Here is a 26,236-nt window from a genome sequence, read left to right on the forward strand (position 1 = left end):
AGCCCCGCTCTCGGTCAGGGCGGCGGATCGCACACCATCTACCACGGCTGACCCATCCCGCGCCTCTAACTCCCCTCACTCACTCCCCAATCCAAAATCGCCAATCCAAAATCCCCCTTCCCCTTTCGCTAGAGAAAATATGTCACCTTAGGAATGGCGATTTTCACTGCTCTGTTGGGAGAGGATGATGGTTTCTACGATTCGCGGCTATTTGCAGCCCATTGCCGATTTCTTTGCCGGGTTTGGCACCCCCGAGCCGATTGTCCACTGGGGCCACCCGCTGATGATGGGCATTGTGGTGTTTGTCATGGGCAGCTTTACCGCCTATCTGGGCTGGAAGGGCCGCATTGGCGACGACGACCCCCAGAAAAAAGCCGAAAACCGCCACAGCCACAAGCGTCTGGCCCTGTGGATGTTTACCTTTATTAGCCTGGGCTATACCGGCGGCGTGCTGTCGCTGGTCATGCAGGAAAAAGATATCTTTCAAAGCCCCCACTTTTGGACGGGCAGCCTGGTGATCATCCTGCTGGCCGTTAACGGGGCGATTTCGCTCACCAAGTTTGGCGGCGGCAAAGCCTCGCTGCGCACGGCCCACGCCTACCTGGGCAGCGTTGCCCTGGCGGTGATGTTTGTCCACGCCTTTTTGGGTCTGCGCCTGGGCCTGTCGATTTAGGGATTCTGCCTGTGGGGGGCGTGATGGGGAGAATGCCTGCATCAGCAGCCGCTACCCTTGGTTACGATAAGGCATACGATGTTGCGCCGGAAGTATTGCGCCGGAAGGACTAGGGCTATGACGTCCACTCCCCTACAGACTCTGCCTACGGACGATCAACGCGTGGTTTACGCTGGCATTAGCTGGCAGCAGTTTAAGCTCATTCAGGCCGGGTTTGCCCAGTCGCCGGGGGTGCGGCTGGGCTACTACCACAACACCATTGAGATTCTGATGCCAGGGCGCGACCACGAAATGGTTAGTCGGCTGATCGGTTTTTTGATTGGCCTATTTTGCCTGGAGAATGCGATCGAATTTGAGCCCACTGGCTCTATGACCCAGGAAAAAGAAGGAGAAGTCTCTGCCCAGGCAGATGAATCTTACTGTTTTGGTGAGTCAAAACCCATTCCTGACCTGTCTATTGAAGTGGTCTTTACCAGTGGCGGTATGGGCAAGCTCCAGCGCTACCAGGCCCTTGGCGTGCCCGAAGTGTGGTTTTGGGAAGATGGCGTGTTTAGCCTGCACAGGCTGCGAGGCGATGGGTACGAATCTATCGATCGCAGCGAAATTCCAGAACTCGCAACCCTGGATATGGCTCTGCTGGGCCGCTGCGTGTTGCTAGCCCAAACGTCTCGCCTGGAAGCCGCCAACGAATTTCGCCAAGGGCTGCGATCCTAAAGCCTTTGGTGCAGGCATCAGCTAAGAGGGTGTTTGAAAAGTCGGTCCGTGGGTAAAAAAGCTCACTCCGTGTAAGTTGCAGATAGAAGTCAGCAATGCCGGAGTGAGACGATGAGTAAAGACTACCCCAGCAATTTAACCCGTGCCCAATACGAGCTGCTGAGTGACTTGCTGCCTGAGGCCAAACCAGGCGGACGACCCCGCAGCGTGGATCTGTGGGAGCTGCTCAATGCCATGATGTATCTCCTGGTAGAAGGGTGCCGTTGGCGGGCCTTGCCGGGAGACTTTCCGCCATGGCAGACGGTGTACACCTACTTCCGGAACTGGCGCAAGGACGGCACCTGGATCATCATTCATGACCACTTGCGCGAGTGGACTCGGATTGAGCAAGACCGACACCCTCAACCGTCAGAAGCCGTCATCGATAGTCAGAGCGTGAAAAGCGCGGCCATGGTGCATGAGGCCGTTGGCTATGATGCGGGCAAAAAGATTAAAGGACGTAAACGGTTTCTGGGCGTCGATACCTTCGGCTTGGTGCTGCGGGTGCTGGTCACCGCCGCCAGTGTGCCGGAGCGTGAGGGGGGTAAGCAACTCCTCAAGCGCGTCAAAGCGATGGGGCCTGCCATCTCGAGACTGACCATTATTTGGGCGGATGGGGGCTTTGATGGCCCTGCTTTCATGATGTGGGTGATGGATACCTGTCGTTGGATTCTCCAAGTCGTGCTGCGACCTCAACAAACTAAAGGGTTCGTGCTGCTCAAGAAACGCTGGGTGGTGGAGCGTACCCTCGGTTGGCTGATGGGGTGCCGACGTTTGGTGCGAGATTATGAACTGCTACCCGAAACCTCAGAGACCCTCATCTACCTGGCCATGATCCGTATTATGGTCAGGCGGTTGGCATAATTTTTGACCCCTCAGATCTTTTAAAACGTCCTCTAAGACATATTGAGAGCCCCCGCAGAAAGCTATTTTCTGCGGGGGCTTTTGCTTACTCTGCCGCTGGGGCGTAGCGGCGGGTGTGGATGGCGAGATATTCGCCCTCGCGGCCTGTGGGCATGAGCTTGGACCAGCGATCGGGGTCGGCATAGCCGATGGCACCTAGCTGGTGAATGGTGTCGCGCACGGCTCCGTAGTCGCCGATCGCAATCAGGCGCACCAGTTCTTGGTTGCGCACGGGCAGCTGAATTTCATAAGTCATGGGTGTTCACCTTCGGTAAAGAAAACGGGGAACCGCCTAGAGCATCCCGCAAGGGTGCTGTACCGAAGGCTTGACCTAAAATAGGCTCAGGCATTTCGGCTTAGTCACGTTAAGTCCGGAATGATTAGGGTTGTGAGAGAGCTGGTACCTCTCGCACAACCCGCCTAAACCATTCCCCGCAAGAAATAATGTACTAGATTCACAGCAGATATTCAACTGTTTAATGCTTAATAATTAGGTTCTACGGAAAACCAGACATCAACAATGAGACAATAGCAGATAATAGTTTGTCCAACTCCACCTGACAAAGAGAACTCTCACATTTATTGGCTCTAGTTCTCCTTCAGGAAATCAACAAAAGTCGGATCATTCAAGTACTCACTTAATATGGCTCTAATATAAAAATATAGTGCAAATATCAGCTCTTCAATATTATTTTCATCATCATTCAAATGATCCTTAATATACTTTTCAACTTTCTTGAAGTCACCATGAGCGATACTTGATCTTAAATTATAAATACCCTTCAATTTATTCTTTATCTCATTAATATCTTGAGATTTATCGTTCAAATATATCAGCAAACTTGCCTTGAGGCGAAATTGTTTTCCAATACTGTCTTCGACATTGAAGCGGTTGAAATCAGGATTATGAGTGAGCAGCAGTTCGATTATGCTTACCAAAACAACCAACTTCGTTTTTACGTCTGCAATATCATGGCTGACAATCTTAAGGAGACTCCCTACGTACAAAAGCTTGCTCTTTAACCCAGACTCGAAAGCCTTATCCAGCTTCTTACTAATCAGCCGTAGATGTGACTCGATACAGGGCAGAAAGTGCCATCGATGTTCATCTTTGGTAGTTTCAAACTCACGACTGGCCATTCCAAAGTTCAAAAATGCAAGGGGCAAGGAACTAAGCTGTTAAGCATCTAAACTACATATTAGGGAGTGTATTTTGGTGAGTTATACATGCCAATCAAGAATTACCTAACGGCCGAAGAGAAACAGGAATTGCAGAAGCAGCTTAAATTTCATGAGCATCCCGACGTTCGTGAGCGTATTCTAATTCTGCTATTGCGAAATGATGGCAGAAAACAGCAAGAGATTGCAGACTTTCTAGGTTGCTCCTTAAGGAAAGTAGCCTATTGGTGTGCCCACGGAAATCCAAGTGACTTAGCCAGTTTAACCGATGAACGAATGCATGGGAATTATCATAAGGCCACCGATCAATATGTCAACTTATTATTGGATGTCATTGAGAAAGAGCCTCAAGAATTGGGGTACGAATTTGGTCGATGGACGGCGGCTCGGCTCGCCACATATTTAGAACAAGAAACCGGGATTCAGCTAAGTGGAAGTCAAGTGAGGAGGATTCTCAAGTCAAAAAAGTACGTTTACCTCTGGGCCAAATATAGCTTAGAGGAGAAGCAAGATCCAGAGAAGCGAAAACTCTTCAAGGCAAAACTGGAGGAGTATTTAAGAATTACTAAAGAATCCCCAGAGAAGCTCCAGGTCTGGTTTTGGGATGAATGTGGCTTTAGTTTGAGAGTGACACGTCGAAAGGATTGGGTCAAGAAAGGGACGCGCAAGAAGGTTTCTGGAATTCGACGGAAAGGACGTATCAATGTGATGGGAGGAATCCGCTATTCGGACAAGAAGCGGTTGGTGGACTTTCTCCCCAAAGGAACCGGTGAAAATTTTTATAAGGTTCTCAAGAACTTTTACGAGGAGGTTATTTATGACTGGGCTGGCGAGGATAGGAGCGTGAGCGAATTTGAGAAAGACGGGCCTAAGGTTGTGATTATTTTAGACAATGCGAGTATTCACAAAAAGGAGGAATTTACAGAGAAGATAAAGTTAGAGATGCCAAATTTAGTTTTGGAGTTTTTACCTGAGTATAGCCCGGACTACAATCTGGTCGAATTGGTTTGGCATTCAGCAAAAGAGTTCATCTCAAATCGTTTATTTAAGTCTATTGAAGATCTCGAGGCTCTTATCAATAAGCTTCTCAATGAAGGAGAACTGGCCATAAATTGGCATCGGAAGGTGAAAAACAAGGGAAGTGCTATTGATGCAATTTAGATGCGCAACAGCTTATTTGCATCTCTGCCGTTATTGAATTGATGTGAATCAAAATCTAAAACAAATGATTGACCGTAGTAATCTTGATTTTGAGTGTGAATAAAGAGCGACATCAAGTAACTATAGTCTGCCACAATTTTTGAATTTTTGATTATTGGATTTTGTTCTTCAAGAAGAAAAAAGAGATTTGACTGACCTTCCTTTATAAGCTGATCCGCCCGATGGCGAAGACCCTCATGCTCCCCTTCGTCATCATACCTGACTACAATCCACATCCTAGCCATAAAGTCATAAATACTATCACGCGAGTAAGATTGATAGTATTTTTTAACGAAAGGATCTTTTGAGGAAAATCGATCCCGAAAATAATTAATGAACAATTCTAGAGTAACTATATCTTCTTCGCTATAGGGCGGGAAGTTGAATGCAGAATTCTGCTTGTATGAATTCTCAATGTATTCACGAACTGCTGTAATTTCATCTGGTGTTCGTGGATTGTCAAGATAAGCATTCAACACCTGGGAAATTGGAATTTTATCAGCTAATGGATAAGCATAAAAAGTCATTAACATGTTCATCATGTTTCGTACTCCAGATTATTTATCTCAGGGTATAGGATGCGTCGTCTGCTATCGGCAGCTTACAAGTGAAACCCAAACCACTACCTTAACCATCCTGTACTACCTACATCACCCAAACATCCTACTATCACAAGCAAGACAACCAATTGTATACAAAATGTACATCTTAAGGTTGTTGAGTTCATGAACATCCAAGCATGATAAGAAATATCAACAAACCTTTTCTAGCAGGCAAGTTCTATCTTGAACTCTCTAATCTTCAAAGCATACTCCATCCTCAATAGGGGATGGAGTTAGGATAGAGGGATGAGAAACCAAATGAATTGTGAGTTTTGGGTTTCAAGCTCAATCCCTCCTACAACTGTGGTCAAATCACCTGTAATGTAAATTAAATGTTATGGAGTTCAATTGGCGTCTTTGGCAATGTACTCTCTCAAGCTCATAATGACAGCGTTCTAACCCATATATGACCACTGTTCTCAACCTAGACGCACTTACCCGCAGCCTGACCCGTGAGCAGTTTGTGGGACTTTGTCAGAGCAACCCAGACCTTCAGCTTGAGCGTTCCCGTCAAGGAGAGCTAATCATTGTGAGCCCAGTTGGTGGTGAGAGCGGCAACCGAGAGGCCACCCTAATCACCAAAGTTGGCATTTGGAACGAGCAAACCCAGCTCGGGTATGTCTTTAGTTCCTCCACCATCTTTAGCCTGCCAGAAGGGGGCGTTGGCGAAGCCAGCTCGGAGAGCTTTCGCTCTCCTGACGTGGCGTGGGTAGCTAAACCTCGCTGGCAAGCGCTCAGCCCCGCCGAGCGAGAATCGTTTCCGCCCATCTGCCCCGATTTTGTGATTGAGTTGCGATCGCGTAGCGACAGGCTTCAGCCCCTACAGGCCAAAATGCAGGAATACCTGGATAGTGGCCTTCGCTTAGGCTGGCTGATTAACCCGCAAGATCAGCAGGTCGAGATTTACCGCCCCAACCAAGCCGTTGAGCTTGTGCAGTTGCCCGCAACCTTGTCTGGAGAAGCCGTATTGCCAGGATTTGAGCTGGCCTTGGCAAAATGATATACTTTGGATATCCGAGAAGCCTTTTGCGCTGAGATAACCCGATGAAAACTCAGATTGGCCAGTGGGGTAACTCGCTTGCACTACGGATTCCCAAATATATCCATGAAGCGCTGCACCTCAAGCTTAATGATGCGGTAGAGTGCTCGGTCGAAGACGGTAAGCTAGTCATCACTCCAGTGCAAGCTTTACCCGAGATGAGCCTCGACGAGCTTTTGGCCGAAGTCACTGAACCCCCTGAACCAGAGTTCGACTGGGGTGACCCCGCTGGTAACGAGGTTTGGTAGTGTACGTTCCCAAGCGCGGTGACTTTATCTGGCTCAGCTTTGATCCTCAAGCTGGGCACGAGCAAATGGGAAATCGCCCGGCGTTGGTGGTGAGCCACGATCGCTTTAACGCCAAAATGGGATTTGCCTTCGTGTGCCCGATCAGCAATACCCAACGAAAAAATCCGTTTTATATCCAAATTCCAACCGGCAACCCTGTTACTGGGGTAATTATGGCTGACCAACTGCGATCGCTCGACTGTAGAGCCAGAAATGCTCAGCTTATTGCTAACTGCCCAGATCTGTTGCTGCAAGATGTGCTGCGGCGAATCAAACCAATTTTGTTCTGAAGCGGTGACGGCAGGTACATAGCAGCGATCTACGCTAGGGCTTTTTAGAGCCATGCCGAGTCAAAAAGCGATCGAGCTGGTTGGCAAAGGCTTCGGTATCGCGCTGGCTAAACGGTGGCGGCCCGCCGGTTTCTACCCCGCCGCTGCGGAGTTCATCTAAAAAATTGCGCATCGACAGGCGCTCGCGAATATTGCCCTGATCGTAAAAGGTACCGCGCGGGTTGAGGGCGTAGGCTCCCTTTGCGATCGCATCCGCCGCCAGAGGAATATCCGCCGTAACCACCAAATCTCCCGGCTGTAGCTGTTGGGCAATATAGTTGTCGGCCACATCCAGTCCCGATCGCACCTGCACCGCCTCAATATAGTCAGACCCTGGAATCTGCAATTCCTGATTGGCCACCAGCGTGGTTTCCACCCGTACTCGCTTAGCGGCCCGAAACAGGATTTCCTTAATCACATTCGGGCAAGCATCGGCATCAACCCAGATTTGCATCGTTCATGTGCCTCCGCATCACTACCCAGCGCACAACAAAGACTTAAAAGATATTGAGATATTCAATTATGCCTCATCCACGATGATCAAAATTTGGGCATACAAAGCTGAAGATATTCTAAAATCACAGCCCGCAATTAAAGCATCCATCAGATATGTCGCTAATGACAATTACAGCCGCCCCAACGATTGAAGATTCTTCATGTCTAATTCAAAATCTTCAACGTCATAGACATAAAGAGGAATATTTCGTTGTTTTAGAAGCTGGCGAAATGTACTAAGCGGCATTTCTGCAAGCTGGCTAGCATAGCCCAAGGTCAAACGGCCCGTTTGAAACAGATGAACAGCAATTTCTTGACGAAACTCACCAGGAGTAAGCTGAGAGGCTTCTAAAATCTCGTCTGAGATCACAACACTCATGGCCATAACTTCCGCTAGCTCACGTAAGTTCAGCCTACCCTAAAAACTATCTACCAACCCATTACTCACCCTGCAAGATTTCTTGATAGTCTTCGGCCTTGAGTTTGCGCTCCATCAGCGCTGCGACCGCTTCTTCGGCGGAGATATCGCCCTTGAGTAGTAGGTATACCTGCTTTGATATAGGTACTGAAATCTGCTCGCGCTGGGCAATATCGTGCAGCACGTAGGCGGTGTTGACCCCCTCAGCGGTGCTGCCCAGTTCGCCAAGAATCTGCTCTAGAGACTTGCCCTGGGCCAGACCGTAGCCCACCCGGTAGTTGCGGCTGAGCACGCTGGTGCAGGTGGCCAGCATGTCGCCCAGGCCCGAGAGGCCTAAAAAGGTTTCGGGCTGACCGCCCAGGTGGGTGCCAATCCGCATTACCTCCGGCAGGGCGCGGGTAATTAGGGCCGATCGTGCGTTTGAGCCCAGCTGTAGCCCTTCGCAGACACCGACCGCGATCGCAATCACGTTCTTCAGCGTGCCGCCCAGCTCGGCCCCCAGGGGATCGGTGCTGCTGTAGGTGCGAAAGTTCTCGCCCGCAAACACGTGCTGCACGGCCTCGGCGGCGATCTCATTCTCGCAGGCGATCACCGTAGCGGCGGGCAGCCCAGCCTCAATTTCCTTCGACAGGTTGGGGCCAGAGAGTACGGCCACCGCATGGTTGGGAAACGCCCGCTGAAAAATCACCGACGGGGTCAGCGTGGTCTCAGGGTCGAGGCCCTTGGTCGCCGTCACCAGCACCGTGGTTTCGGGAATATTTAGCCCCTTGAGCCGATTGACCAGGTCAGGCACCCCTTTCATGGAAATCGCGGAGAGAATCACCTCCGCCCCGTCTACCGCTTCCTCCAGGGAAAGATCGCTTGATCGCGACCACATCTGCACCCGGTGGTCATTGGCATTGGCGATGTGGGCAAGCCCACTGCCCCAGGCCCCGGTGCCCAGGATGGTGAGGTTGACCTGGCGATGCTTATAGGCCTCAAAGACCTGATCGAGGGGTTGGGTGGCGGTGGTCATGGTGGGTGGAAGGGTGGATGGGTATGGGGTGGATGGGTAGAGGGGAGGGTGGGGAGTGATGGAGTGGGAGCGTGGGGGAGATGGGGGGATGAGGGAGATTTGGGGGGCTTCCTCATCCCCCCATCTCCTCATCTTCCTCACCTTTCCAATTAGGCGGTTTGCAACGAAGGCACCTCTTGCTCCAGGGCATAGTCAGGGATGCAGTTCTCGGCCATGAACTTGTGGTAGGCCTGAATATTGCGATCGCACCGTTCCTCGCTCCAGCCGCAGTACTCGCGCAGCACCTCGGCCACCACGGGCAGGGCGTCAAAGCCGTAGTTTTTGTGCATCGACACGGTGGTGCGGCGGCGCAGAATATCCACAAAGGTGTAGGCCATCTCCTCTTGTACCGCAAAAACGATCTGAGCTTTGATGTCGTGGGCGTAGTCAACCACAGGCTCAGCCAGGTCGGGGTGCTGATCGATCAGGGCCAGCACCTCCCCTGTGCGCGCACCGTAGATGCCAATCAGGTGGTCGAGCACGGCGGCGGCAATGCGATCGCGGTAGCGATCGTGCCACTCGTTCACCCGCGCATCTTCGAGGGAAATCGCCCCCGGCAGCGGGCGGGTGTGGGTGGGGCAGCTGGGTACAGCCTCGCCCCGGTGCTTAAAGACCGCGTTGACGAACTCTTCGCCCACCTGGCGATGGGTGGTCAGCTTACCGCCAATCAGCGAAATCAGGTTTTCGGCCCCCTCTTTGCTGTGGTTGTGGAGAATGTGGTCGCGGCTGATGCTGCCCGCCTTTTTGCCCTCGGCATACGGCAGGGGCCGCACGCCAGCGTAGGTAAAGCGTACATCCTCGCGGGTGAGGTGGGCGGCGGGCAGCACGGCGTTGGTCTCTTGGAGGAGATAGTCAACTTCGTCGTTGTCGGCCTTGATGTTGTCGAGGGGTCCGTCGTAGCGCTCGTCGGTGGTGCCAATCAAGAACTGCCCCAGCCAGGGAATGATGAAAAAGGGCCGACCGTCCGACTTGGCCTCGGTGTAGAGGGCCGAGTCGGGGGCACCGGGGAAGGCATCAACGATGATGTGGCTACCCTTGGTGCCGCCAATCTTGCGCCCTTTGCTGACGGATGACTCGCTCAGACCGCAAACCGCATCGACCCAGGGACCAGAGGTATTCAGCACCACGGTCTTGTCGTGGGTTTTGACCTCAAAGGTGGTGTCGCTGAGCATGTCGCGGCAGGTGAGGCTGGTAATGCGGCGATCGCCCACGTGAATGTCTTCGACCTTGGCGTAGTTCAGCGTCGTCGCGCCCGCCTGTTCAGCATCGAGAATGTTTTCAAAACAGAGTCGCTCGGCGTGCTCGGCCTGGCCATCGTAGTACTGGGCCGACCCGGCCAAATCATCGGCATCCATGGCGCGAAACAGCTGCCGCGTGGTCTTGCGCGACAGCATGCGGTGGTTGGGCAGCGACTTGTCGTAGCTGAGCACGTCGTAGAGTACCATGCCCACCTGAATAATCCGGTAGCTGCGCGCCCCGTTGCGGTAGATCGGAATCGTCATCTGCAGGGGCTTGGCCAGGTGGGGGGCATTGCGAAGCAGAACTTCGCGCTCGTGGAGCGACTCGCGCACCAGGTTGAACTCAAAATATTCCAGGTAGCGTAGCCCGCCGTGGATGAGGCGGCTCGACCAGCTGGTGGTGCCCCCGGCAAAGTCATTTTTTTCCAGCAAAATAGTGCGCAGTCCGCGCAGGGCGGCATCGCGCGCAGTGGCTGCACCGTTGATGCCGCCGCCAATCACGATCAGATCGAAGGGTTGGTTGGAGAGGGTTTGCAGGTTACGCATGAATCTCGAGGGTTGGGGTGAACTAGGGGAGCGGGTCGGTAGGCGGGTAATTGACAAGCACAGAAAATTCTTTAGGTCGGCGGAAATCAGCACTGGTGGGATGCAGCCTGGCCGAGGCTACTCCTGTGCCGGGGGCTCTGGCGTCAGCGTAACGCATCACTTTGAGCGAAGGGCTAGGGCAAAAGACCTGCCTGACAAGACCCTGCAATTCGGCAGCTGAGCCTTCCTAAAGGCTCAATTCCCCTAGATTCTGAGGGGTTAGGCTATTTTCAATCCCTCTTGTCATCAGGGGGGGGGGCAGGCAGAAATCTGGCTGAGCGTTTTCTTAAAGAAATCTTCTACAAAATAAAAATTCAAATCCCCTAGGTCTCTCCGTAGGGGTGCATCAACCATGGTGCTTCTACTCCCTATGGTCAGGTCGGGCTGCCTCAGAGCCTCAATGTTAGGGGTGTCAGGCATAGCCGTGGCACCCCTTGCGCAGAGAGCCCACATAACAGAACTAGGCGGTGATCAGCTCGGGTTTGGAGGTCTTAATGTCTACCGCATTGGCTTCGCGGAACATGTGGTTGGCCCACTGCTGTACGTCGTACCGGGTGATGGCACTGTGCATGTTGGCCATGCGGCGCTTTTGCTCTTCCAGGGGCATATTCAAGGCCATGTCAATGCACTCGTCCATATTCTTGTCGGAGTAGGGATTGGTGAGCACCGCATCGGGCAGCTCAACCGCAGAGCCGGTGAACTCTGACAGCACCAGCACACCGCTCTCACCGCCGTGGGCCGCAATGTATTCTTTGGCTACCAGGTTGAGACCGTCGCGCAGGGGCGGAATCCAGGCGATGTCGGCGGTTTTGTACAGCGCCATCAGGTCGTTAAAGGGGATGGGCTCGGTAAACAGTGAAATCGGGTTCCAGGTCAGGGTCGAGAAGCGACCGTTGATTTGGCCTGCCATTTGCTCAATTTCGCTCTGGGCGGTTTTGTAGACCCGCATGCCCGCAGCGGCCTTGACGGCGGTCATAATCAGGTTTACCTTGCCGCGCAGCTCAGGGCGACGCTCCAGCAGGCGCTCATAGCAGAGCAGCATTTCCTTTGCGCCTTTGACATAGTCAACCCGACCGGCGGAGACAATTAGCTTGTTGTCGCCGATGTCGTCGCGAATTGCCTTGACGCGGTCCAAAACGGCGGGGCTGTTCACGGTCTCGTGAATGTAGCCGGGGTTGGTTCCCACCGGGAAGGCGTCGACGTTGACAATGCGGCCTTTGTATTCCAATTTGGCGGTCATCTCGGGTTCGGCCAGGGCGGTGCCGAAGGGGGTAAAGGCCTCGGGCACGGGCTTGCGCTCCACCAGCTTGACATCGCGCAGGCTGCGGGCCGCCGAGACAAAGTTCTCGACGTAGCGGGGAATGTGGAAGCCGCACAGGTCGCAGCAGAGCAGGCTGTCTACAATGGCCTCGCGCCAGTGCAGAATGTTGAACACATCGGCGGCGGGGAAGGGGGTGTGGTGGAAGAAGGCGATCTTCACATTGGGCATTTTTTGCCGAATGTAGAAGGGCGTTAGCCAGAGGTTGTAGTCGTGAATCCAGATCAGGGCGTCGTCGGCAGCCTCTTCGCAGGCGGCTTCAGCAAACAGCTTATTGATGTGCTGAAAGTTTTCCCAGTCGGAGCTTTCGTAGGTAAAGTGCTCGGGGAAAGAGTGCAGAATGGGCCAGATTGCCTCTTTGGCGGTGATGTAGTAAAAGTCTTTGACCCGCTCAGCGCTGAGGGGAATGCGGCGGATGACGGCGCGATCGCTCCAGCCTTCCATGGTGACTCGCTCGTCAAAGCTCCCCTGCTGGTCTTCGGCGACCTGCTTCCAGGCCACCCAGGTGCTGCTGTCGGCATTGGCAAAAAAGCTTTTCAGGGTCGGCACAATGCCGTTGGGGCTTTTTTTCTCGCGATAGACGGTTTTGCCGTTTTCAACGACCTCGTCGTAGGGTTCGCGGTGATAGAGAATTACTAAAGAGGATTTCATTAGGGCTAGTTGCTCCTGGCTTCTTTGCTTGTGGCAATGGGCGCGGGACGGCTGCTGGGCAAACTCCACACGTACTGTTACATTACGCAGCAATTCTATGTATATAGAGCTACGCTGGCATCTACCTAGGGGTATATCCCTATGTCTATAGATAGAGGCCCTGCCGAGATTCTATGATCTTTGTGAGGTTTGCCCAAATCACTAGCGCTGGCCCAGACTGCGCAGAGAGTAGTTCAGGGTCCCGGGCCGAGCGCTGCGCAACCCTCTGCATCTCCCATCCACAACGGGCTTGAGAGGTTGGCTGGCCCCGGTTGCAGCGACGCAAGGCGCAGCGCAATCAGAGTTTTTGAGCAGTTGTTTAGCTAAGTCAGCAGATACCCACAGTTCGAAGCGGCTTGGTAGGCTAGATTTACTGCTGCCCCTAGCTTTTGCCCCATGCAAGTTCTTTCTGCTCAACCATCCGCCCAAGACACAGCATCAGCGCAGTCGTCTAGCCATACGGTAGTGCTCAGCATCAGCGGCATGAAGTGCGCCGGGTGCGTGCGGGCCGTCGAAAGTCGGCTGACTCAGGTAGAGGGGGTGCGATCGGCCACGGTGAATTTGGTAACTGAAGTAGCGGTGGTTGAGGCCCAGGCCGGGGCCGTGACGGCGGCAGACCTGGCGGAAGCGGTGACTCAGGCAGGGTTTAAGGCCACACCGCGAACCAGCGATGGCGATGGCGATGACCTCACCGCCTGGGTCGAGGCCAAGCGGGCAGAGCAGCAGCAGCAGGGGCGACGGCTGGGACTGGCGATCGCCCTCCTGATCCTCTCCACTATTGGCCACCTGCACCACTTCGGCTGGCTGACAATCCCCATTCTCAGCGACCTCTGGTTCCACGCCCTGCTGGCTACCGGCACGCTGGCCTTCCCGGCCAGGGAAATTCTGATCGATGGTTGGCAGGGCATTCGCCGGGGTGCCCCCAATATGAATACCCTGGTGGCCCTGGGCAGCGGCAGCGCCTATCTGGCCAGCGTGGTGGCGCTGGTGTTCCCAGGGCTGGGCTGGGAGTGCTTTTTTGACGAGCCGGTGATGCTGCTGGCGTTTATTTTGCTGGGCCGCACGCTAGAGCAGCGGGCCAGATACCGGGCGGCGGATGCGCTGCGATCGCTGGTCGAACTCCAGCCCGCCGTGGCCCGGCTGATTTCAAATCCCGCCACCGCTGGGGTGGCCCAAACCGGGGTTGAGGTGCCCGCCCGCTGTCTTCAGGTGGGGGAATGGGTGCAGGTGCTGCCAGGCGAAAAAATTTCCGCCGACGGCACGTTGGTGACCGGGCAGACCACCGTCGATGAGTCGATGCTGACCGGCGAGTCGATGCCGGTGCTGAAGCAGCCGGGGGATGGGGTGACGGCGGGCACGGTCAACCAGGGAGGCGCGATCGCAATCCAGGTCACGGGCACCGGCCAAAACACCGTCCTGGCCCAAATGGTGCGCCTGGTGGAAACCGCCCAGAGCCGCAAGGCCCCGGTTCAGCGCTTGGCAGATCTGATTTCGGGCTACTTCACCTACGGCGTGCTGAGCCTGGCGGTGCTCACATTCTTGTTCTGGTACTTCGTCGGCCTGCCCCACTGGCCAGGCGTGATGGACTCAGCCCTGGGCATGGCCCACATGGGCCACACCATGACGGTGACCTCCTCAACGCTGCTGGTGAGTCTGAAGCTGGCGATCGCGGTCATGGTCGTCGCCTGCCCCTGCGCCCTGGGCCTCGCCACTCCCACCGCCATTCTGGTGGGTTCAGGGATTGGAGCCGAGCGCGGCCTGCTCCTGCGCGGCGGCGACAGCCTCGAAACCATCCATCACCTCGATACGGTGGTGTTCGACAAAACCGGCACCCTCACCCAGGGCCAGCCCCAGGTAACGGCGATTCAAGTCCTGGGGGATGAACTCAGCGAAACCGACATTCTGCAACTGGCCGCCACCGTCGAAAGCGGCACCCAGCATCCCCTGGCGAAGGCTATTCACCGGGCGGCCACCGAGCGAGAATTAGATCTGCTCCAAGCCGACGAGTTTGATACCCAGCCCGGTTTAGGCGTCGTCGCCCAAATCACCTGGCGCGATGATGTTCTTCCCTGCGCCCTGGGCAACCAGCTGTGGATGACCCAGCGAGGCATGGTGCTGGATGCCGACGTGCAAGACCAGGTTAAAGCTTTGGCGATCGCGGGGCAGACGGTGGTGTATGTGGCGCTGGGCGAAAATATTGTGGGTTTGGTTGCGATCGCAGACCAGCTCCGCCCCGAAGCCGTCGCCGTAGTTAACAATTTGCAAGCACAAGGGCTACAGGTGCGGGTGCTGACGGGGGATAGCAAAGAGGTGGCGGGGGCGATCGCCACCCAGCTCAACCTCAACCCCAGCCAGGTCATGGCCGAAGTCTCCCCCCAGGGCAAAGTCGATGCCATTCGCCAGCTCCAGGCCGAAGGCCACACCGTAGCGCTGATGGGCGACGGCATTAACGACGCCCCCGCTCTGGCCCAGGCCGATGTGGGCATCAGCCTCCACTCCGGCACCGACATTGCAATGGAAACGGCAGATGTCATTCTCATGCAGAACGACCTGACCGGCCTGCTCGAAACCCTCACCCTCAGCCGCGCCACTTTCAACAAAATTCGCCAAAACCTGGCCTGGGCCTTTGCCTACAACCTGGTGGCGATCCCGTTGGCGGCGGGGGTGTTGTTGCCTGTCGCTGGGGTCAGCCTCAGCCCCGCAGCAGCGGGTGGCATGATGGCGTTTAGTTCAGTGGCGGTAGTGGTCAACTCTCTTTTGCTTCGACGCTGATTGCTCAGACAATACAAACAAGCATTGTTTATCTCACGATTTTTTCAAAACATGCAAAACAAGTTCCCCGTCCTTTTTCAGAGGAGCTTTCGACACCTGTTCATTTTAATAGATCCATACCTCAAGTCAGCATTGTGACCGGAATTTTATACGCCGTTTCTGGAAGTTCAAAATGGACACAACATCAGATAAGGCAGCATTTTTCATTTGTCATGCATCGGAAGACAAAGAATCCTTTGTTCGCCCTTTGGCAAAATATCTACTCAAAAGTGGTGCATCTATTTTTTATGACGAATACAGCATTAAATTGGGAGACAGTCTAACTCAGAAAATAAACGAAGGATTACAAAGCGCAGATTTTGCAATAATAGTATTAAGTGAAGCATTTTTTCAGAAAAATTGGACACAAGCAGAGCTACAGTCAATATTTAATCTCCATGTGTCATCTAGCTTGCGCCTCATCATTATTTACCACGGAATCACAAATGACGACGTAAGAAATATATATCCGCTTCTAGCTGATATATATTCTGCAAATAGCGATAAAGGCATTGAGGAAGTTGTCAGAAAAATTTTTGAGGACACGAGTTTTAAAAGTGATCTGCAATATATAAGATCAGATACTCCTGCACTAGATGAGGACATCGCAACTGGAGGTCTTCATGTCGCGATAAGATTTGAGCTTGGCTATCTGTATGAGAAAAGTATAGACAAGTATATATTTGACATAGGGCGAGAGGATTCTTTTGATAACAGACTTTCCGTTTTTGTGCAGAATAATAGAGACATCGTTGTTCGCCTATCATCAAATAACGGAGTAGCTGTTTCTCTGTCTGCAAGAGTAAGAGATTTTATCGAAGGTCCTAAGATTTTATGCTGCGTTGTCTCGCCCACTGAATCGAGTATCTCTTTATTCGTCAATGAGGAAATAGTGTCTGCAATTAGAGATTTACCAAAACCCTTAATGGCTTCACTTGAACCTAAGGGCGGAATGGTCATCTTTAATAGTTTGGATTTAATTAACCCATGTCCAGCCACTCTTTCATTTTACAGCTATGGTGCCGCAGTCAATGCAGCTGCATTATCTCGTAGAGTAAATGAGTATTGTGATTCAATCGCACGAGTGCTAGATGATTAATGCTAATACCAAAGGCAGAGATACCATTCAAAATTTGAGAATTACTCTAAGGATGTAATAATTTAAGATTTTTGCACAATAAGTCATTTGATTGGGCTAGCGTGACAGAGAATGTTATGATCCTACCTCTTAATATCAAGTCCGCTTAATCGACCACACTATAGACTCAGGGTGGGCAAGGGTTAGCGGCCTACAATTCTTAGGTTAATTGGCCGGACTTGATATAACAAGCCATCATTCTTAATTAACAAGCCATCATTCTTAATTCATGAGATTCAGGTTGAGAAAGTTGGCAACTGGAGTTTGTTTAAATTCAGTGACTCCCTCCAATTGCGAATGGAGGATCTTCCAGACAAGAAAAAAGCGGATCAACTCACGACTGATGAAATTGCCGAGCTAGAAGCGATTGGAGAGTTGGATCACATTTTCACCCATATGAATGCCATGCTGGCTGCTCAAGATGCCAATTAGTCTTTAAAAAATCTGTTCAATAAAAACCTATATAATGTACGTATTTAATAACTAGCCGACATGCCTGTAAATCAACTCTAATTCTCATGAGGAACCATTGCCATGTCCCTTGCAATCTTAGCGGAACCTGCCCCGCTCACTGTCAATTCTGACGGCGTAGTTCTGATCGGCGGCACGCGCGTGACTTTAGATACCGTCGTTGCTGTATTTAACCGGGGATCTACAGCAGAAGAGATTGTCCATCGCTATCCTTCTCTAAAGCTTGGCGACGTATACGCGACTATTGCCTACTACCTCAACCATGAGCAAGAAGTAGAAACATACCTCAAGCAACGCCAGCAGCAAGCTGAAGAAATTCGCCAAATGAACCAGTCGCGGTTTGACCCGCAAGGTTTACGCGATCGCCTACTTGCTCGCAGGCTAGAACAGCAATCCCAATGAAGTTGCTAGCCGACGAGAACCTCGACAACACAATTGTCAGGGGATTGCTGCGCCGAGACCCCAGCATTGATATTCTTCGCGTACAAGATGTTGGCCTATCAGGTGTAGACGACCCTCCTGTGCTGGCCTGGGCTGCGGATAACAATCGTATTTTGCTCACCCATGATGTAGCTACCATCACACGCTACGCCTATGAAAGAGTAGCGACTAATCTCCCCATGCCAGGAGTTATTGAAATCCGTACAGATATTGCCATAGGCAAGGCTATTGACGATATTTGTCTGATTTTAGATTGCAGTACAGCAGAGGATTTAGATGGCCAAATCTACTACATTCCTCTTTGAGCCTGATGACAAGAACGGGTCTAAGCAACCTACAAATACACGGAGACGGGGCGTGTGGGGCATAATCGGGGCATACCTCTTTGCTGGGCCTCGGCCCTTCGTGTATGAAAAAAGCCAGTCCCGCCTCGGGGGAAACCCTCGAACGCCTGAAGCTAACGATTTACCTGGTTCCTATCTTTGGAGTGGTGCCAGCGGCCTACAGCCTGTGGCAAAAGCAGGGCAGCCGCCAAGAACTCGCCGTCAGTCGGCTGGTGGTGACTCTGGCCTTGAGCTGGGTGATTGCCTACGGGCTGCTCAGCGCTGGCAGCCATCTGGCACCGGGGCTGTCGCTGCGGCTGCTGATTACCAATACTCTGGTGACTACGGGGTATACCCTCACTAACCTGGTGCTCATGGTGCGTCTGTTACAGGGAAAATCGGTTAGTCTGCCCGGTTTTAGCCCGTTGAGCAAGCGTTTGCCCTGAGGGGAGTATCTTGGCCTTACACAGCTGGAGCAGTTTGGACTGGCTCCAGAGCCAGCGCCCATCTACTCTGTTTATTAACGTGTTTTGTCAGCTCTGGTTTATATTGCGTGGGTTAGCGGCTGAAATTGCTGCTAACATGCAGCTAAAAATTTTGCAGGTCTTTTGCCGATCGAGCCTGCCATCTTTGTAGCGTTCACTATCTACTGCCCATCGAGGTTTCTGGTGTCCCAACGTAACCCCCAACATCTCAAAGCTCGTTCACCCCAGGGGCATCCTCAAAAAATGCCCGCTCAGCAGCGGCGGCGCATTCCTCGGGTGTTGGGTATTGGGATTGCCCTGGCCGCAGTGGCCGGAGTATCTGGAGTCGGTGGGGCGCTACTGGCGGTTTCACTGTCGGCGGCACCACTCCAGCAGCAGCCGCTCAACGCTCAGGAGTCGGGGGCGTTCAACCAAGAAGCGCCGATTTCATCGACTGGCAACCTGCGTCTGCCGCGCCTGACGCGCCCGGTCAATATTCTTGTGTTGGGCGTAAAGGTTATTACGACAGATATCAACGATGTACCGCCAGAGCTGAAGGGACTTGGTTACCAGGCCCTCGTGAATTCCTTTGACGGCCTTTCCGATTCGATGCTGCTGCTGCGGTTTAACCCGCAGACTGAGCAACTGGTGGTGCTGTCGCTGCCCCGCGACACCCGCACCTACGTGCGCGGTCGGCTGACGAAGCTCAACGAAGCCAATCGCGATGGCGGTCCGGCCCTGGCGGCAGAATCTGTGAGCGATCTCCTGGGTGGGGTGGCGATCGATCGCTACGTGCGCATCAATGTCCAGGGGGTTGAGAAGCTGATCGATGCCTTGGGCGGCGTGACGGTCAACGTGCCCCAAGATATGAAGTATCACGATGACAGCCAGCACCTCTACATCAACCTGAAGGCTGGCGAGCAAAAGCTGGATGGCAACAAGGCGCTCCAGTTTTTGCGCTTCCGCTACGATGCCCAGGGTGATATTGGCCGCATTCAGCGGCAGCAAATGTTTATGCGCGCCCTGGCTGAGCAAACGCTCAACCCGGCCACCATTGCCCGACTGCCTAAGATTCTCTCGGTGATTCAGGCCAACGTCGATACCAATCTCTCTGTGGAAGAGCTGCTGGCCCTGGTGGGATACGGTGCCCAAATCAACCGCTCCAATGTGCAGATGTTAATGCTGCCGGGCACCTTCAGCCGTCCCCAGGATTTTGCGGCGAGCTACTGGCTGCCCACCTATAACGACATCGACACCATGGTCGATCAGTACTTTGGCTTTGGTACCCAGAAGGTAGCCGCCACCAGCGACCCCAGTCGGGTGCGGGTTGCCATTCAAGACAGTACCAATAACCCGGTGGCGGTGCAGGCGCTGACCAAGGCGCTGCGCGACAGCGGCTACTCCAACGTGTTTGTCGATAAAACGCTGAATGAGCCGCTGCCGATTAGCCGCATCGTGGCCCAGCGGGGCGATGCGGCTACCGCCGAAATCGTGCACCGGTTTTTGGGCATTGGGGAAGTGCGGGTTGAAAGCACCGGGGCCTTGAGTTCTGACATCACCGTTCAGCTGGGCGAAGACTGGAACCAGGGCCTGGGCCAGTCGCTCTAGCCGCTGCCGGGTTGGGAGAATGCCCCGGGGGGCGTAGACTGGCGGGGTAGCGATCGCATGGGAATACCGCTATGGCGCAGTGGGTTTGGGGCGCAGCCGCGCTAGCAGGCTTGGGGACGTTGGGCATAAACACTGTAGCCCGAGCCGAGGCACCGCTCCAGGTGGTCTATCCGCCCGATGGTCACCAAACTACGGCGGCGCAAATTTTCTTCATTGGTACGGGCGCGGCGGATCAGCCGGTGCTGCTCAATGGCGAACCCATTGAGGGGCGCAGCCCGTCGGGCAACTTTGCGCCGTCGCGCCCTCTCAAGCTTGGCCCTAACACCTTTACCCTCACCCAGGGCGATCAAACCCTGACGATTACCGTCAACCGCGTCGCCCCTGGGCCTTCTCTGCCTGACACCCTGGGCTTTGCAGAAGGATCTTTGGTCCCAGCCGTAGATATGACTCGCCAGCCGGGGGATTGGGTCTGCCTGGGGGCCGTCGCCCCGGCCAACGCCACGGTGACGGCCTCCCTGGCGGGGCAGACCTATAGCCTGCTGCCCCAGGGCGATCGCACCGACCTGCCCCCCAATTCCGCCGTCCTCACCGACCAGGCCGGCCCCATCGCTACTACTGGCCCCAGCCACTACGAAAGCTGCTTTATGGCCTCCGCCCCCGGCAACCTGGGCCAGCCCACCTATCGCCTCACCCAGGGCGGTGCCACGGTGACGGCCCAGGCCCCCGGTGCGGTGAGCATTCTGGATCCCAGCGCGCCCAATGCGATCGCAGTGGTAGAGGTCACCGCCGCCGCCGGGGTAGCCCGCACCGGCCCCAGCACCGACTATTCACGCCTGACTCCCCTACCCCAGGGCACCCGCGCCAGGGTCACGGGTCGCGAGGGCGACTGGCTGCGCCTCGACTACGGCGGCTGGATTCGGGCCAGCGAAACCCAGGCGGTAGCGGGAGGCTCGCTGCCGCGATCGCTGATTCGCGGCGTCACCTCCCGCCAAATCCCCGGCTGGACAGAACTCTACTTTCCCCTCCAGGTGCCCGTGCCCGTCAGCGTTCAGCAAGATACCGACACCTTCACCCTGACGCTGTACAACACCGTGCCCCAGACCGACACCATCTCCGTCACCGATGACGCGCTGATTGAGCGACTGGACTGGAACCCCGTGCTGCCCGACCAGGTGCAGTACCGCATCCACCTCAAAACTCACCAGCAGTGGGGCTACAAGCTGCGCTACGAAGGCACGACCCTGGTGCTATCGCTCCGCCATCCTCCCGCTGTACAGGCCTCTCGCCCCCTGGCTGGCACCACCATTTTGGTGGACCCCGGCCACGGCGGCGATGAACCCGGCGCTCGCGGCCCCAACGGCACCCCCGAAAAAGACGTGAATTTGCAAGTGTCTTTGCTGCTAAAAGCCGCCTTAGAAGCGCGAGGGGCGACTGTGATCATGACCCGCACCGACGACAGCACCCTCGGCGTCAACGATCGCCCCGCCCAGATTAACCAGGTCGAACCCACCCTGGCCATTAGCATTCACCACAACGCCCTACCCGACAGCGGCGATGCCCAAAATACCGCTGGTATTGGCACCTTCTGGTTTAATACCCAATCCCACAGCCTGGCCCAGTTTCTCCACGACTACCTGGTAACCCAGCTCCATCGCCCCTCCTACGGCGTGTTCTGGAACAACCTCGCCCTCACCCGCCCCCACGTCGCTCCCTCAGTACTCCTAGAGCTAGGCTTCATGACCAACCCTACTGAATTCGAGTGGGTCACGAATCCGCAAGAGCAGGCGAAATTAGCGGAAACCCTGGCGGAGGGGGTGGAACTGTGGGTGCAGCAGGCGGTGGGGGAGTAGGGGAGTGGGGGAGTAGGGGCGTTGGGGCGTGGGGGAGCAGGGGAGATGGGGAGATGGGGAGCAGAGGAGATGGGGAGTAGGGGAGATGGGGGATAAGGGGGGTTAGGGGATGAGTGAGAGTTGATGTGGTGGAAGGATCGAGAGAGCAGGGTTGAGTTTTGCGTATAGGCTGATTTGCAGAACAGGGGTTTAAACCGATGATCAGCTAATCCTTTCCGTGGGGTGAAGGGCGGCGGAACGCCTTTCTCGACGGGGGTCTGGGGCCAGCGAAATGGCCCCAGCAGCAGATCTGGCCTTTGACAGCGATTGTGCGCCGCTATCCACCCTGCTAAGAACGGCCTGTTCTACTAGTCGCAAGCAACTCTCCCCGCTGGGCAAACAGCCGTTTGCCGCCCCAAAGCCCAACCCCACCGCCACCGCTCGCGACTTCACGGCAAAAGAAACCCAATGCGATCGCCCCACCCTCTAGAATAAAAACTTGTCGAGAGTGCAGGAAACCCCATGACCGTCCGCGTTCGCATTGCCCCCAGCCCCACCGGGAATCTGCACATTGGTACCGCCCGCACCGCCGTATTCAACTGGCTGTTCGCCCGCCACGAAGGGGGCCAGTTCATCCTCCGCATCGAAGACACCGACGAAGAGCGCTCCAAGCCAGAATTCACCGAAAACATTCTCTCCGGCCTGCGCTGGCTCGGCATGGATTGGGACGAAGGCCCCTTCTTTCAGTCCCAGCGGCTCGACCTCTACCGCCAGGCCATCCAAACCCTGCTCGACAAAGGCCGCGCCTACCGCGCCTACGACACCCCCGCCGAACTCGACGCCATGCGCGAGGCCCAAAAGGCCAAAAACCAGGCCCCCCGCTACGACAACCGCCACCGCGATCTCACGCCCGATCAACAGGCCGATTTTGAAGCCGAAGGCCGCCCCGCTGTCATTCGCTTCAAAATCGACGACAGCCGCACCATCACCTGGAACGACCTGGTGCGCGGCCCTGTCACCTGGCAGGCCAGCGACCTGGGCGGCGACATGGTTGTGGCGCGGGCCTCCTCAGCCAGCACGATTGGCCAACCTCTCTACAATCTGGCCGTAGTGGTCGACGACATCGACATGGCTATCACCCACGTCATTCGCGGCGAAGACCACATCGCCAACACCGCCAAGCAAATCTTGCTCTACGAGGCGCTGGGGGCTGCGGTGCCCGCCTTTGCCCACACGCCGCTGATTTTGAACCAGACGGGCCAAAAGCTCTCGAAGCGCGACGGCGTCACCTCCATTTCCGACTTCCAAAACATGGGCTTTGTCGCCCCCGCCCTGGCCAACTACATGACCCTGCTGGGCTGGTCGGCTCCCGACGCCGCCGAGCAGTTCACCCTCGACGAAGCGGCCCAGCAGTTCAGCTTCGATCGCGTCAACAAGGCCGGGGCCAAGTTCGACTGGGACAAGCTCGACTGGCTCAACAGCCAGTACCTCCACAGCATGGAGCCTGCCGCCCTGCTGAAACTGGCCCAACCCTACCTGAAGAACGCAGGATATGCCCTGACTGACGCTGACCACAGCTGGCTGCTGCCGCTGGTAGCGCTGCTCGGTCCCAGCCTCACCCGGCTTACGGATATCGTCGAGCAAAGCCGCTTTTTCTTTACCGAAACCGTTGACTTTACCGACGATGCCAAGGCCCAGGTGCAGCTCGATGGGGTAGCCGCCGTGCTGGAGGGGGTTTTGACCGAGCTGACGGAGACATCCCCTGTCACCACCGACGATCTCAAAGCGCTGGTGAACAATGTCACCAAGGCCCAGGGCGTCAAGAAAGGGCTGGTGATGAAATCGATGCGGGCGGCGCTGATGGGTGCCCTCCAGGGACCAGACCTAATGGACTCGTGGCTAATTCTGCGTCAGCGCGGGTTTGATGTAGCGCGGCTAAAGGGGGCGCTGGCGCTGACCTGAGCGCCCTCAACCAGCGCTGCCACCCAGCGCGATCGCGGCCAGCGCCTGGGCTCGGTGTCGCGCACGCCGTAGACAGAGCGGGTTCCGTCAGCCCCAGCCGCGCCCGCAGGGTGCCCTCATCCCCCCGGCACTTGGGGATCAAGGGGTGTGCTTTGACCATGCCCGCAGTTTCTGCGCGCCTCTAAACCCGATAACCCGCTAAAGTAAGCAGTAGGGGAGAAGCTGTGCGCCCGTAGGCTAATGGCTCCAAAGCCGTTAATTTAGCCGTGGATTTGCCCAGTCCCACGGCTTACGTTACATTAAGTAAAGATTTATCTCATATTTTCTTTTCCCGACCTGCGGTTTCCCCCGGCCTAGTTCGGCAACGGCCCGTTCTCAGGCAAGGGCAAGCCCAGGCTCAGGTTCGTTCAACACCCCCTTAACGAAGCGTTCGTTAACACTGTGCACGTTAGTCAATAGAGGCCATAGGTATGAAATTTTCGTGGCGAGTAGCCTTACTGTGGACCCTGCCGCTGCTGGTAATAGGGTTTTTCTTGTGGCAAGGAGCGTTTTCGTCAGCCCCCGCTGACATGGGCCTAAATGCGGCCAATACCCGCCTCACCTATGGTCGCTTTCTCGACTATCTCGATGCCGGACGCGTGACGGCGGTCGACCTCTACGACGGCGGCAGAACTGCGATCGTAGAAGCGGTTGACCCCGAGCTAGACAACCGAGTCATGCGCTGGCGGGTTGACCTGCCGGGCAATTCCCCCGACTTAGTCACCCGTCTACGCACCGCCAACATCAGCCTCGACTCTCACCCGCCTCGCAACGACGGGGCGCTGGTCGGCGCGCTGGGCAACCTCCTGTTTCCGCTGCTGTTGATTGGCGGCCTGTTCTTTTTGTTCCGCCGCTCCAGCGGTGGCATGGGCGGCCCCGGCCAGGCAATGAATTTTGGCAAGTCCAAGGCTCGCTTCATGATGGAGGCCAAGACCGGCATCATGTTCGACGATGTCGCCGGTATTGACGAAGCCAAGGAAGAGCTGGAAGAGGTCGTCACTTTTTTGAAAAAGCCCGAGCGCTTCACCGCCATTGGGGCGCGCATTCCCAAGGGTGTGCTGCTGGTCGGCCCTCCCGGAACGGGTAAGACTCTGCTGGCCAAGGCGATCGCAGGTGAGGCGGGCGTGCCCTTCTTCAGCATCTCGGGGTCTGAGTTTGTGGAAATGTTTGTCGGCGTGGGAGCCTCCCGCGTGCGCGACCTGTTCAAGAAAGCCAAGGAAAACGCTCCCTGCATCATCTTTATCGATGAGATTGACGCCGTCGGTCGGCAGCGGGGTGCGGGTATCGGCGGCGGCAACGACGAGCGCGAGCAAACCCTCAACCAGCTGCTCACCGAAATGGACGGTTTTGAGGGCAATACCGGCATCATTATCATTGCCGCCACCAACCGGGCCGACGTGCTCGACTCGGCCCTGCTGCGCCCCGGTCGCTTCGACCGCCAGGTGATGGTAGACCCGCCCGATATCAAGGGCCGCGTCGAAATCCTCGGAGTTCATGCCCGCAACAAGAAGCTGTCGGAAGATATTTCCCTAGAGGCGATCGCCCGCCGCACCCCCGGCTTTACCGGGGCCGATTTGGCCAACCTGCTCAACGAGGCCGCTATTCTCACCGCCCGCCGCCGCAAAGATGCCATGACCATGGCCGAGGTGGACGATGCGGTAGACCGCGTCATCGCGGGCATGGAGGGTACGCCCCTGGTGGACAGCAAGAGCAAGCGGCTGATTGCTTACCACGAAATTGGCCACGCTATCATCGGCACCCTGGTCAAAGATCACGACCCGGTGCAGAAGGTGACGCTGATTCCTCGCGGCCAGGCCCAGGGGCTGACCTGGTTTACCCCCAGCGAAGAGCAGATGCTGATTTCTCGCGCTCAAATCCTGGCCAGAATTACCGGCGCCCTGGGCGGCCGCGCGGCGGAAGATGTCATCTTTGGCGATGCGGAAGTGACCACAGGGGCAGGCAATGACCTCCAGCAGGTGAGCAACATGGCGCGGCAGATGGTCACCCGCTTCGGCATGTCTGATCTGGGGCCGCTCTCCCTGGAGAGTTCCCAGGGCGAAGTTTTCCTCGGTCGCGACTGGCTCTCTCGCTCAGAATACTCCGAGGAAGTGTCCTCGCGCATTGATGGGCAGGTGAGACTGATCGTAGACAGCTGCTATGAGAACGCCAAGCGCATCATGAACGAAAACCGTGCCCTGGTCGATCGCCTCGTCGATCTGCTGGTGGAGCGCGAAACCATTGACGGTGACGAGTTCCGCCAGATTGTTTCTGAGTACACCGTGGTGCCCGACAAGCAGCAGTTTGTACCTCAGCTCTAGGATGGTTTACTCGGATTCCTGTCCGACCTGACTGTAACCAAGGCTCGCCCCCAGCGGACGAGCCTTTTT

At 55.4% G+C, this 26,236-nt stretch carries 26 protein-coding genes; 18 read left to right on the forward strand and 8 right to left on the reverse strand.

Going from position 1 to position 26,236, the window contains the following annotated elements; translation table 11 throughout:
* Positions 1 to 184: 184 nt before the first annotated feature.
* The 3 genes from LEPTO7104_RS0114870 (at position 185) to LEPTO7104_RS0114880 (ending at position 2,290) form a co-directional block, all read left to right on the forward strand.
* Complete coding sequence (locus LEPTO7104_RS0114870; RefSeq protein ID WP_017299373.1) at positions 185 to 673, forward strand: DUF4079 domain-containing protein; 489 nt, start codon at positions 185 to 187, stop codon at positions 671 to 673.
* Positions 674 to 790: 117 nt separating this feature from the next.
* A complete protein-coding gene (locus tag LEPTO7104_RS0114875) occupies positions 791 to 1,387 on the forward strand; it encodes a Uma2 family endonuclease (RefSeq protein WP_026072732.1) in 597 nt (198 codons plus the stop codon).
* Positions 1,388 to 1,498: 111 nt separating this feature from the next.
* Positions 1,499 to 2,290 carry an IS5 family transposase gene (locus tag LEPTO7104_RS0114880; RefSeq protein ID WP_017296610.1) on the forward strand — a complete coding sequence of 264 codons (792 nt, stop codon included), beginning with the start codon at positions 1,499 to 1,501 and terminating at the stop codon, positions 2,288 to 2,290.
* 85 nt (positions 2,291 to 2,375) lie between these two features.
* On the opposite strand, the gene LEPTO7104_RS33990 is transcribed toward LEPTO7104_RS0114880, so the two are convergent.
* Complete coding sequence (locus tag LEPTO7104_RS33990) at positions 2,376 to 2,585, reverse strand: hypothetical protein (protein WP_017299375.1); 210 nt, start codon at positions 2,583 to 2,585, stop codon at positions 2,376 to 2,378.
* 332 nt (positions 2,586 to 2,917) lie between these two features.
* A complete protein-coding gene (locus LEPTO7104_RS0114890; RefSeq protein WP_225886986.1) occupies positions 2,918 to 3,496 on the reverse strand; it encodes a HEPN domain-containing protein in 579 nt (192 codons plus the stop codon).
* Between the two features lie 60 nt (positions 3,497 to 3,556).
* On the opposite strand from LEPTO7104_RS0114890, the gene LEPTO7104_RS0114895 reads away from it, so the two are divergent.
* Complete coding sequence (locus LEPTO7104_RS0114895; protein ID WP_017297916.1) at positions 3,557 to 4,669, forward strand: IS630 family transposase; 1,113 nt, start codon at positions 3,557 to 3,559, stop codon at positions 4,667 to 4,669.
* On the opposite strand, the gene LEPTO7104_RS0114900 is transcribed toward LEPTO7104_RS0114895, so the two are convergent.
* Positions 4,666 to 5,250 (reverse strand): hypothetical protein, encoded by a 585-nt coding sequence (locus LEPTO7104_RS0114900; RefSeq protein WP_017299377.1) that lies wholly within the window; start codon positions 5,248 to 5,250, stop codon positions 4,666 to 4,668. The two genes, LEPTO7104_RS0114895 and LEPTO7104_RS0114900, sit on opposite strands and share 4 nt — an antisense overlap.
* 466 nt (positions 5,251 to 5,716) lie before the next feature.
* On the opposite strand from LEPTO7104_RS0114900, the gene LEPTO7104_RS0114905 reads away from it, so the two are divergent.
* From LEPTO7104_RS0114905 to LEPTO7104_RS0114915, 3 genes are read left to right on the forward strand one after another with little or no spacing between them, the layout of a single operon-like run.
* The gene (locus LEPTO7104_RS0114905) at positions 5,717 to 6,310 is read left to right on the forward strand and encodes a Uma2 family endonuclease (protein WP_017299378.1); all 594 of its coding nucleotides are present in this window, start codon (positions 5,717 to 5,719) and stop codon (positions 6,308 to 6,310) included.
* A gap of 44 nt (positions 6,311 to 6,354) precedes the next feature.
* Positions 6,355 to 6,597: an AbrB/MazE/SpoVT family DNA-binding domain-containing protein gene (locus LEPTO7104_RS0114910; protein WP_017299379.1), complete on the forward strand. Its 243-nt coding sequence runs from the start codon at positions 6,355 to 6,357 to the stop codon at positions 6,595 to 6,597.
* Positions 6,597 to 6,926 carry a type II toxin-antitoxin system PemK/MazF family toxin gene (locus tag LEPTO7104_RS0114915; protein ID WP_017299380.1) on the forward strand — a complete coding sequence of 110 codons (330 nt, stop codon included), beginning with the start codon at positions 6,597 to 6,599 and terminating at the stop codon, positions 6,924 to 6,926. Before LEPTO7104_RS0114910 ends, LEPTO7104_RS0114915 begins: the two co-directional genes overlap by 1 nt.
* A gap of 34 nt (positions 6,927 to 6,960) precedes the next feature.
* Here the strand turns inward: LEPTO7104_RS0114915 and LEPTO7104_RS0114920 are convergent, their stop codons facing one another.
* The 5 genes from LEPTO7104_RS0114920 to ggpS all read right to left on the reverse strand — a co-directional run bounded on the left by LEPTO7104_RS0114920 (position 6,961) and on the right by ggpS (position 12,724).
* A complete protein-coding gene (locus LEPTO7104_RS0114920; protein ID WP_017299381.1) occupies positions 6,961 to 7,419 on the reverse strand; it encodes a YaiI/YqxD family protein in 459 nt (152 codons plus the stop codon).
* A gap of 171 nt (positions 7,420 to 7,590) precedes the next feature.
* Positions 7,591 to 7,839, reverse strand: coding sequence for a UPF0175 family protein (locus LEPTO7104_RS0114925; RefSeq protein WP_026072733.1), 249 nt, complete (start codon positions 7,837 to 7,839; stop codon positions 7,591 to 7,593).
* A gap of 61 nt (positions 7,840 to 7,900) precedes the next feature.
* A complete protein-coding gene (locus LEPTO7104_RS0114930; RefSeq protein ID WP_017299383.1) occupies positions 7,901 to 8,893 on the reverse strand; it encodes an NAD(P)H-dependent glycerol-3-phosphate dehydrogenase in 993 nt (330 codons plus the stop codon).
* 149 nt (positions 8,894 to 9,042) lie between these two features.
* The gene (locus LEPTO7104_RS0114935; RefSeq protein WP_017299384.1) at positions 9,043 to 10,716 is read right to left on the reverse strand and encodes a glycerol-3-phosphate dehydrogenase/oxidase; all 1,674 of its coding nucleotides are present in this window, start codon (positions 10,714 to 10,716) and stop codon (positions 9,043 to 9,045) included.
* A gap of 499 nt (positions 10,717 to 11,215) precedes the next feature.
* The gene (ggpS, locus tag LEPTO7104_RS0114945) at positions 11,216 to 12,724 is read right to left on the reverse strand and encodes a glucosylglycerol-phosphate synthase (protein ID WP_017299386.1); all 1,509 of its coding nucleotides are present in this window, start codon (positions 12,722 to 12,724) and stop codon (positions 11,216 to 11,218) included.
* A gap of 435 nt (positions 12,725 to 13,159) precedes the next feature.
* Here ggpS and LEPTO7104_RS0114950 point away from each other — a divergent pair, with 435 nt between their 5' ends.
* From LEPTO7104_RS0114950 to ftsH2, 11 genes are all read left to right on the forward strand, one after another.
* Positions 13,160 to 15,535 carry a heavy metal translocating P-type ATPase gene (locus LEPTO7104_RS0114950; protein ID WP_026072734.1) on the forward strand — a complete coding sequence of 792 codons (2,376 nt, stop codon included), beginning with the start codon at positions 13,160 to 13,162 and terminating at the stop codon, positions 15,533 to 15,535.
* A gap of 172 nt (positions 15,536 to 15,707) precedes the next feature.
* Positions 15,708 to 16,673 carry a toll/interleukin-1 receptor domain-containing protein gene (locus tag LEPTO7104_RS38305; protein ID WP_071527246.1) on the forward strand — a complete coding sequence of 322 codons (966 nt, stop codon included), beginning with the start codon at positions 15,708 to 15,710 and terminating at the stop codon, positions 16,671 to 16,673.
* 243 nt (positions 16,674 to 16,916) lie between these two features.
* Entirely contained in the window at positions 16,917 to 17,144 is a 228-nt protein-coding gene (locus LEPTO7104_RS43630) for a hypothetical protein (protein WP_026072735.1), read from the forward strand.
* A 102-nt stretch (positions 17,145 to 17,246) separates the two neighbouring features.
* Positions 17,247 to 17,585, forward strand: a complete 339-nt coding sequence (locus LEPTO7104_RS0114960) for a DUF433 domain-containing protein (protein WP_017299389.1) — start codon at positions 17,247 to 17,249, stop codon at positions 17,583 to 17,585.
* Entirely contained in the window at positions 17,582 to 17,929 is a 348-nt protein-coding gene (locus tag LEPTO7104_RS0114965; protein ID WP_017299390.1) for a DUF5615 family PIN-like protein, read from the forward strand. Before LEPTO7104_RS0114960 ends, LEPTO7104_RS0114965 begins: the two co-directional genes overlap by 4 nt.
* Before the next feature lie 104 nt (positions 17,930 to 18,033).
* Entirely contained in the window at positions 18,034 to 18,393 is a 360-nt protein-coding gene (locus LEPTO7104_RS0114970; RefSeq protein WP_017299391.1) for a hypothetical protein, read from the forward strand.
* A 282-nt stretch (positions 18,394 to 18,675) separates the two neighbouring features.
* Positions 18,676 to 20,019, forward strand: a complete 1,344-nt coding sequence (locus LEPTO7104_RS0114975) for an LCP family protein (protein ID WP_017299393.1) — start codon at positions 18,676 to 18,678, stop codon at positions 20,017 to 20,019.
* Between the two features lie 71 nt (positions 20,020 to 20,090).
* A complete protein-coding gene (locus LEPTO7104_RS0114980; RefSeq protein WP_017299394.1) occupies positions 20,091 to 21,869 on the forward strand; it encodes an N-acetylmuramoyl-L-alanine amidase in 1,779 nt (592 codons plus the stop codon).
* Between the two features lie 271 nt (positions 21,870 to 22,140).
* Complete coding sequence (locus tag LEPTO7104_RS0114985) at positions 22,141 to 22,338, forward strand: hypothetical protein (RefSeq protein WP_017299395.1); 198 nt, start codon at positions 22,141 to 22,143, stop codon at positions 22,336 to 22,338.
* Positions 22,339 to 22,370: 32 nt separating this feature from the next.
* Positions 22,371 to 23,810 (forward strand): glutamate--tRNA ligase, encoded by a 1,440-nt coding sequence (gene gltX / locus LEPTO7104_RS0114990; protein WP_017299396.1) that lies wholly within the window; start codon positions 22,371 to 22,373, stop codon positions 23,808 to 23,810.
* Positions 23,811 to 24,280: 470 nt separating this feature from the next.
* The gene (ftsH2, locus tag LEPTO7104_RS0114995) at positions 24,281 to 26,167 is read left to right on the forward strand and encodes an ATP-dependent zinc metalloprotease FtsH2 (protein ID WP_017299397.1); all 1,887 of its coding nucleotides are present in this window, start codon (positions 24,281 to 24,283) and stop codon (positions 26,165 to 26,167) included.
* Positions 26,168 to 26,236 lie beyond the last annotated feature (69 nt).

Origin of the sequence: Nodosilinea nodulosa PCC 7104 (assembly GCF_000309385.1) — a bacterium.
Taxonomy (GTDB): domain Bacteria; phylum Cyanobacteriota; class Cyanobacteriia; order Phormidesmidales; family Phormidesmidaceae; genus Nodosilinea; species Nodosilinea nodulosa.

What these genes read in the sequence shown, in the direction of transcription:
- LEPTO7104_RS0114870 (WP_017299373.1), top strand. Translation starts at nt 185, where the DNA reads ATGATGGTTTCTACGATTCGCGGCTATTTGCAGCCCATTGCCGATTTC.
- LEPTO7104_RS0114875 (WP_026072732.1), top strand. Translation starts at nt 791, where the DNA reads ATGACGTCCACTCCCCTACAGACTCTGCCTACGGACGATCAACGCGTG.
- LEPTO7104_RS0114880 (WP_017296610.1), top strand. Translation starts at nt 1,499, where the DNA reads ATGAGTAAAGACTACCCCAGCAATTTAACCCGTGCCCAATACGAGCTG.
- LEPTO7104_RS33990 (WP_017299375.1), bottom strand. Translation starts at nt 2,585, where the DNA reads ATGACTTATGAAATTCAGCTGCCCGTGCGCAACCAAGAACTGGTGCGC.
- LEPTO7104_RS0114895 (WP_017297916.1), top strand. Translation starts at nt 3,557, where the DNA reads ATGCCAATCAAGAATTACCTAACGGCCGAAGAGAAACAGGAATTGCAG.
- LEPTO7104_RS0114900 (WP_017299377.1), bottom strand. Translation starts at nt 5,250, where the DNA reads ATGATGAACATGTTAATGACTTTTTATGCTTATCCATTAGCTGATAAA.
- LEPTO7104_RS0114905 (WP_017299378.1), top strand. Translation starts at nt 5,717, where the DNA reads ATGACCACTGTTCTCAACCTAGACGCACTTACCCGCAGCCTGACCCGT.
- LEPTO7104_RS0114910 (WP_017299379.1), top strand. Translation starts at nt 6,355, where the DNA reads ATGAAAACTCAGATTGGCCAGTGGGGTAACTCGCTTGCACTACGGATT.
- LEPTO7104_RS0114920 (WP_017299381.1), bottom strand. Translation starts at nt 7,419, where the DNA reads ATGCAAATCTGGGTTGATGCCGATGCTTGCCCGAATGTGATTAAGGAA.
- LEPTO7104_RS0114925 (WP_026072733.1), bottom strand. Translation starts at nt 7,839, where the DNA reads ATGAGTGTTGTGATCTCAGACGAGATTTTAGAAGCCTCTCAGCTTACT.
- LEPTO7104_RS0114930 (WP_017299383.1), bottom strand. Translation starts at nt 8,893, where the DNA reads ATGACCACCGCCACCCAACCCCTCGATCAGGTCTTTGAGGCCTATAAG.
- LEPTO7104_RS0114935 (WP_017299384.1), bottom strand. Translation starts at nt 10,716, where the DNA reads ATGCGTAACCTGCAAACCCTCTCCAACCAACCCTTCGATCTGATCGTG.
- ggpS (WP_017299386.1), bottom strand. Translation starts at nt 12,724, where the DNA reads ATGAAATCCTCTTTAGTAATTCTCTATCACCGCGAACCCTACGACGAG.
- LEPTO7104_RS0114950 (WP_026072734.1), top strand. Translation starts at nt 13,160, where the DNA reads ATGCAAGTTCTTTCTGCTCAACCATCCGCCCAAGACACAGCATCAGCG.
- LEPTO7104_RS38305 (WP_071527246.1), top strand. Translation starts at nt 15,708, where the DNA reads ATGGACACAACATCAGATAAGGCAGCATTTTTCATTTGTCATGCATCG.
- LEPTO7104_RS0114960 (WP_017299389.1), top strand. Translation starts at nt 17,247, where the DNA reads ATGTCCCTTGCAATCTTAGCGGAACCTGCCCCGCTCACTGTCAATTCT.
- LEPTO7104_RS0114965 (WP_017299390.1), top strand. Translation starts at nt 17,582, where the DNA reads ATGAAGTTGCTAGCCGACGAGAACCTCGACAACACAATTGTCAGGGGA.
- LEPTO7104_RS0114970 (WP_017299391.1), top strand. Translation starts at nt 18,034, where the DNA reads ATGAAAAAAGCCAGTCCCGCCTCGGGGGAAACCCTCGAACGCCTGAAG.
- LEPTO7104_RS0114975 (WP_017299393.1), top strand. Translation starts at nt 18,676, where the DNA reads ATGCCCGCTCAGCAGCGGCGGCGCATTCCTCGGGTGTTGGGTATTGGG.
- LEPTO7104_RS0114980 (WP_017299394.1), top strand. Translation starts at nt 20,091, where the DNA reads ATGGCGCAGTGGGTTTGGGGCGCAGCCGCGCTAGCAGGCTTGGGGACG.
- LEPTO7104_RS0114985 (WP_017299395.1), top strand. Translation starts at nt 22,141, where the DNA reads ATGGCCCCAGCAGCAGATCTGGCCTTTGACAGCGATTGTGCGCCGCTA.
- gltX (WP_017299396.1), top strand. Translation starts at nt 22,371, where the DNA reads ATGACCGTCCGCGTTCGCATTGCCCCCAGCCCCACCGGGAATCTGCAC.
- ftsH2 (WP_017299397.1), top strand. Translation starts at nt 24,281, where the DNA reads ATGAAATTTTCGTGGCGAGTAGCCTTACTGTGGACCCTGCCGCTGCTG.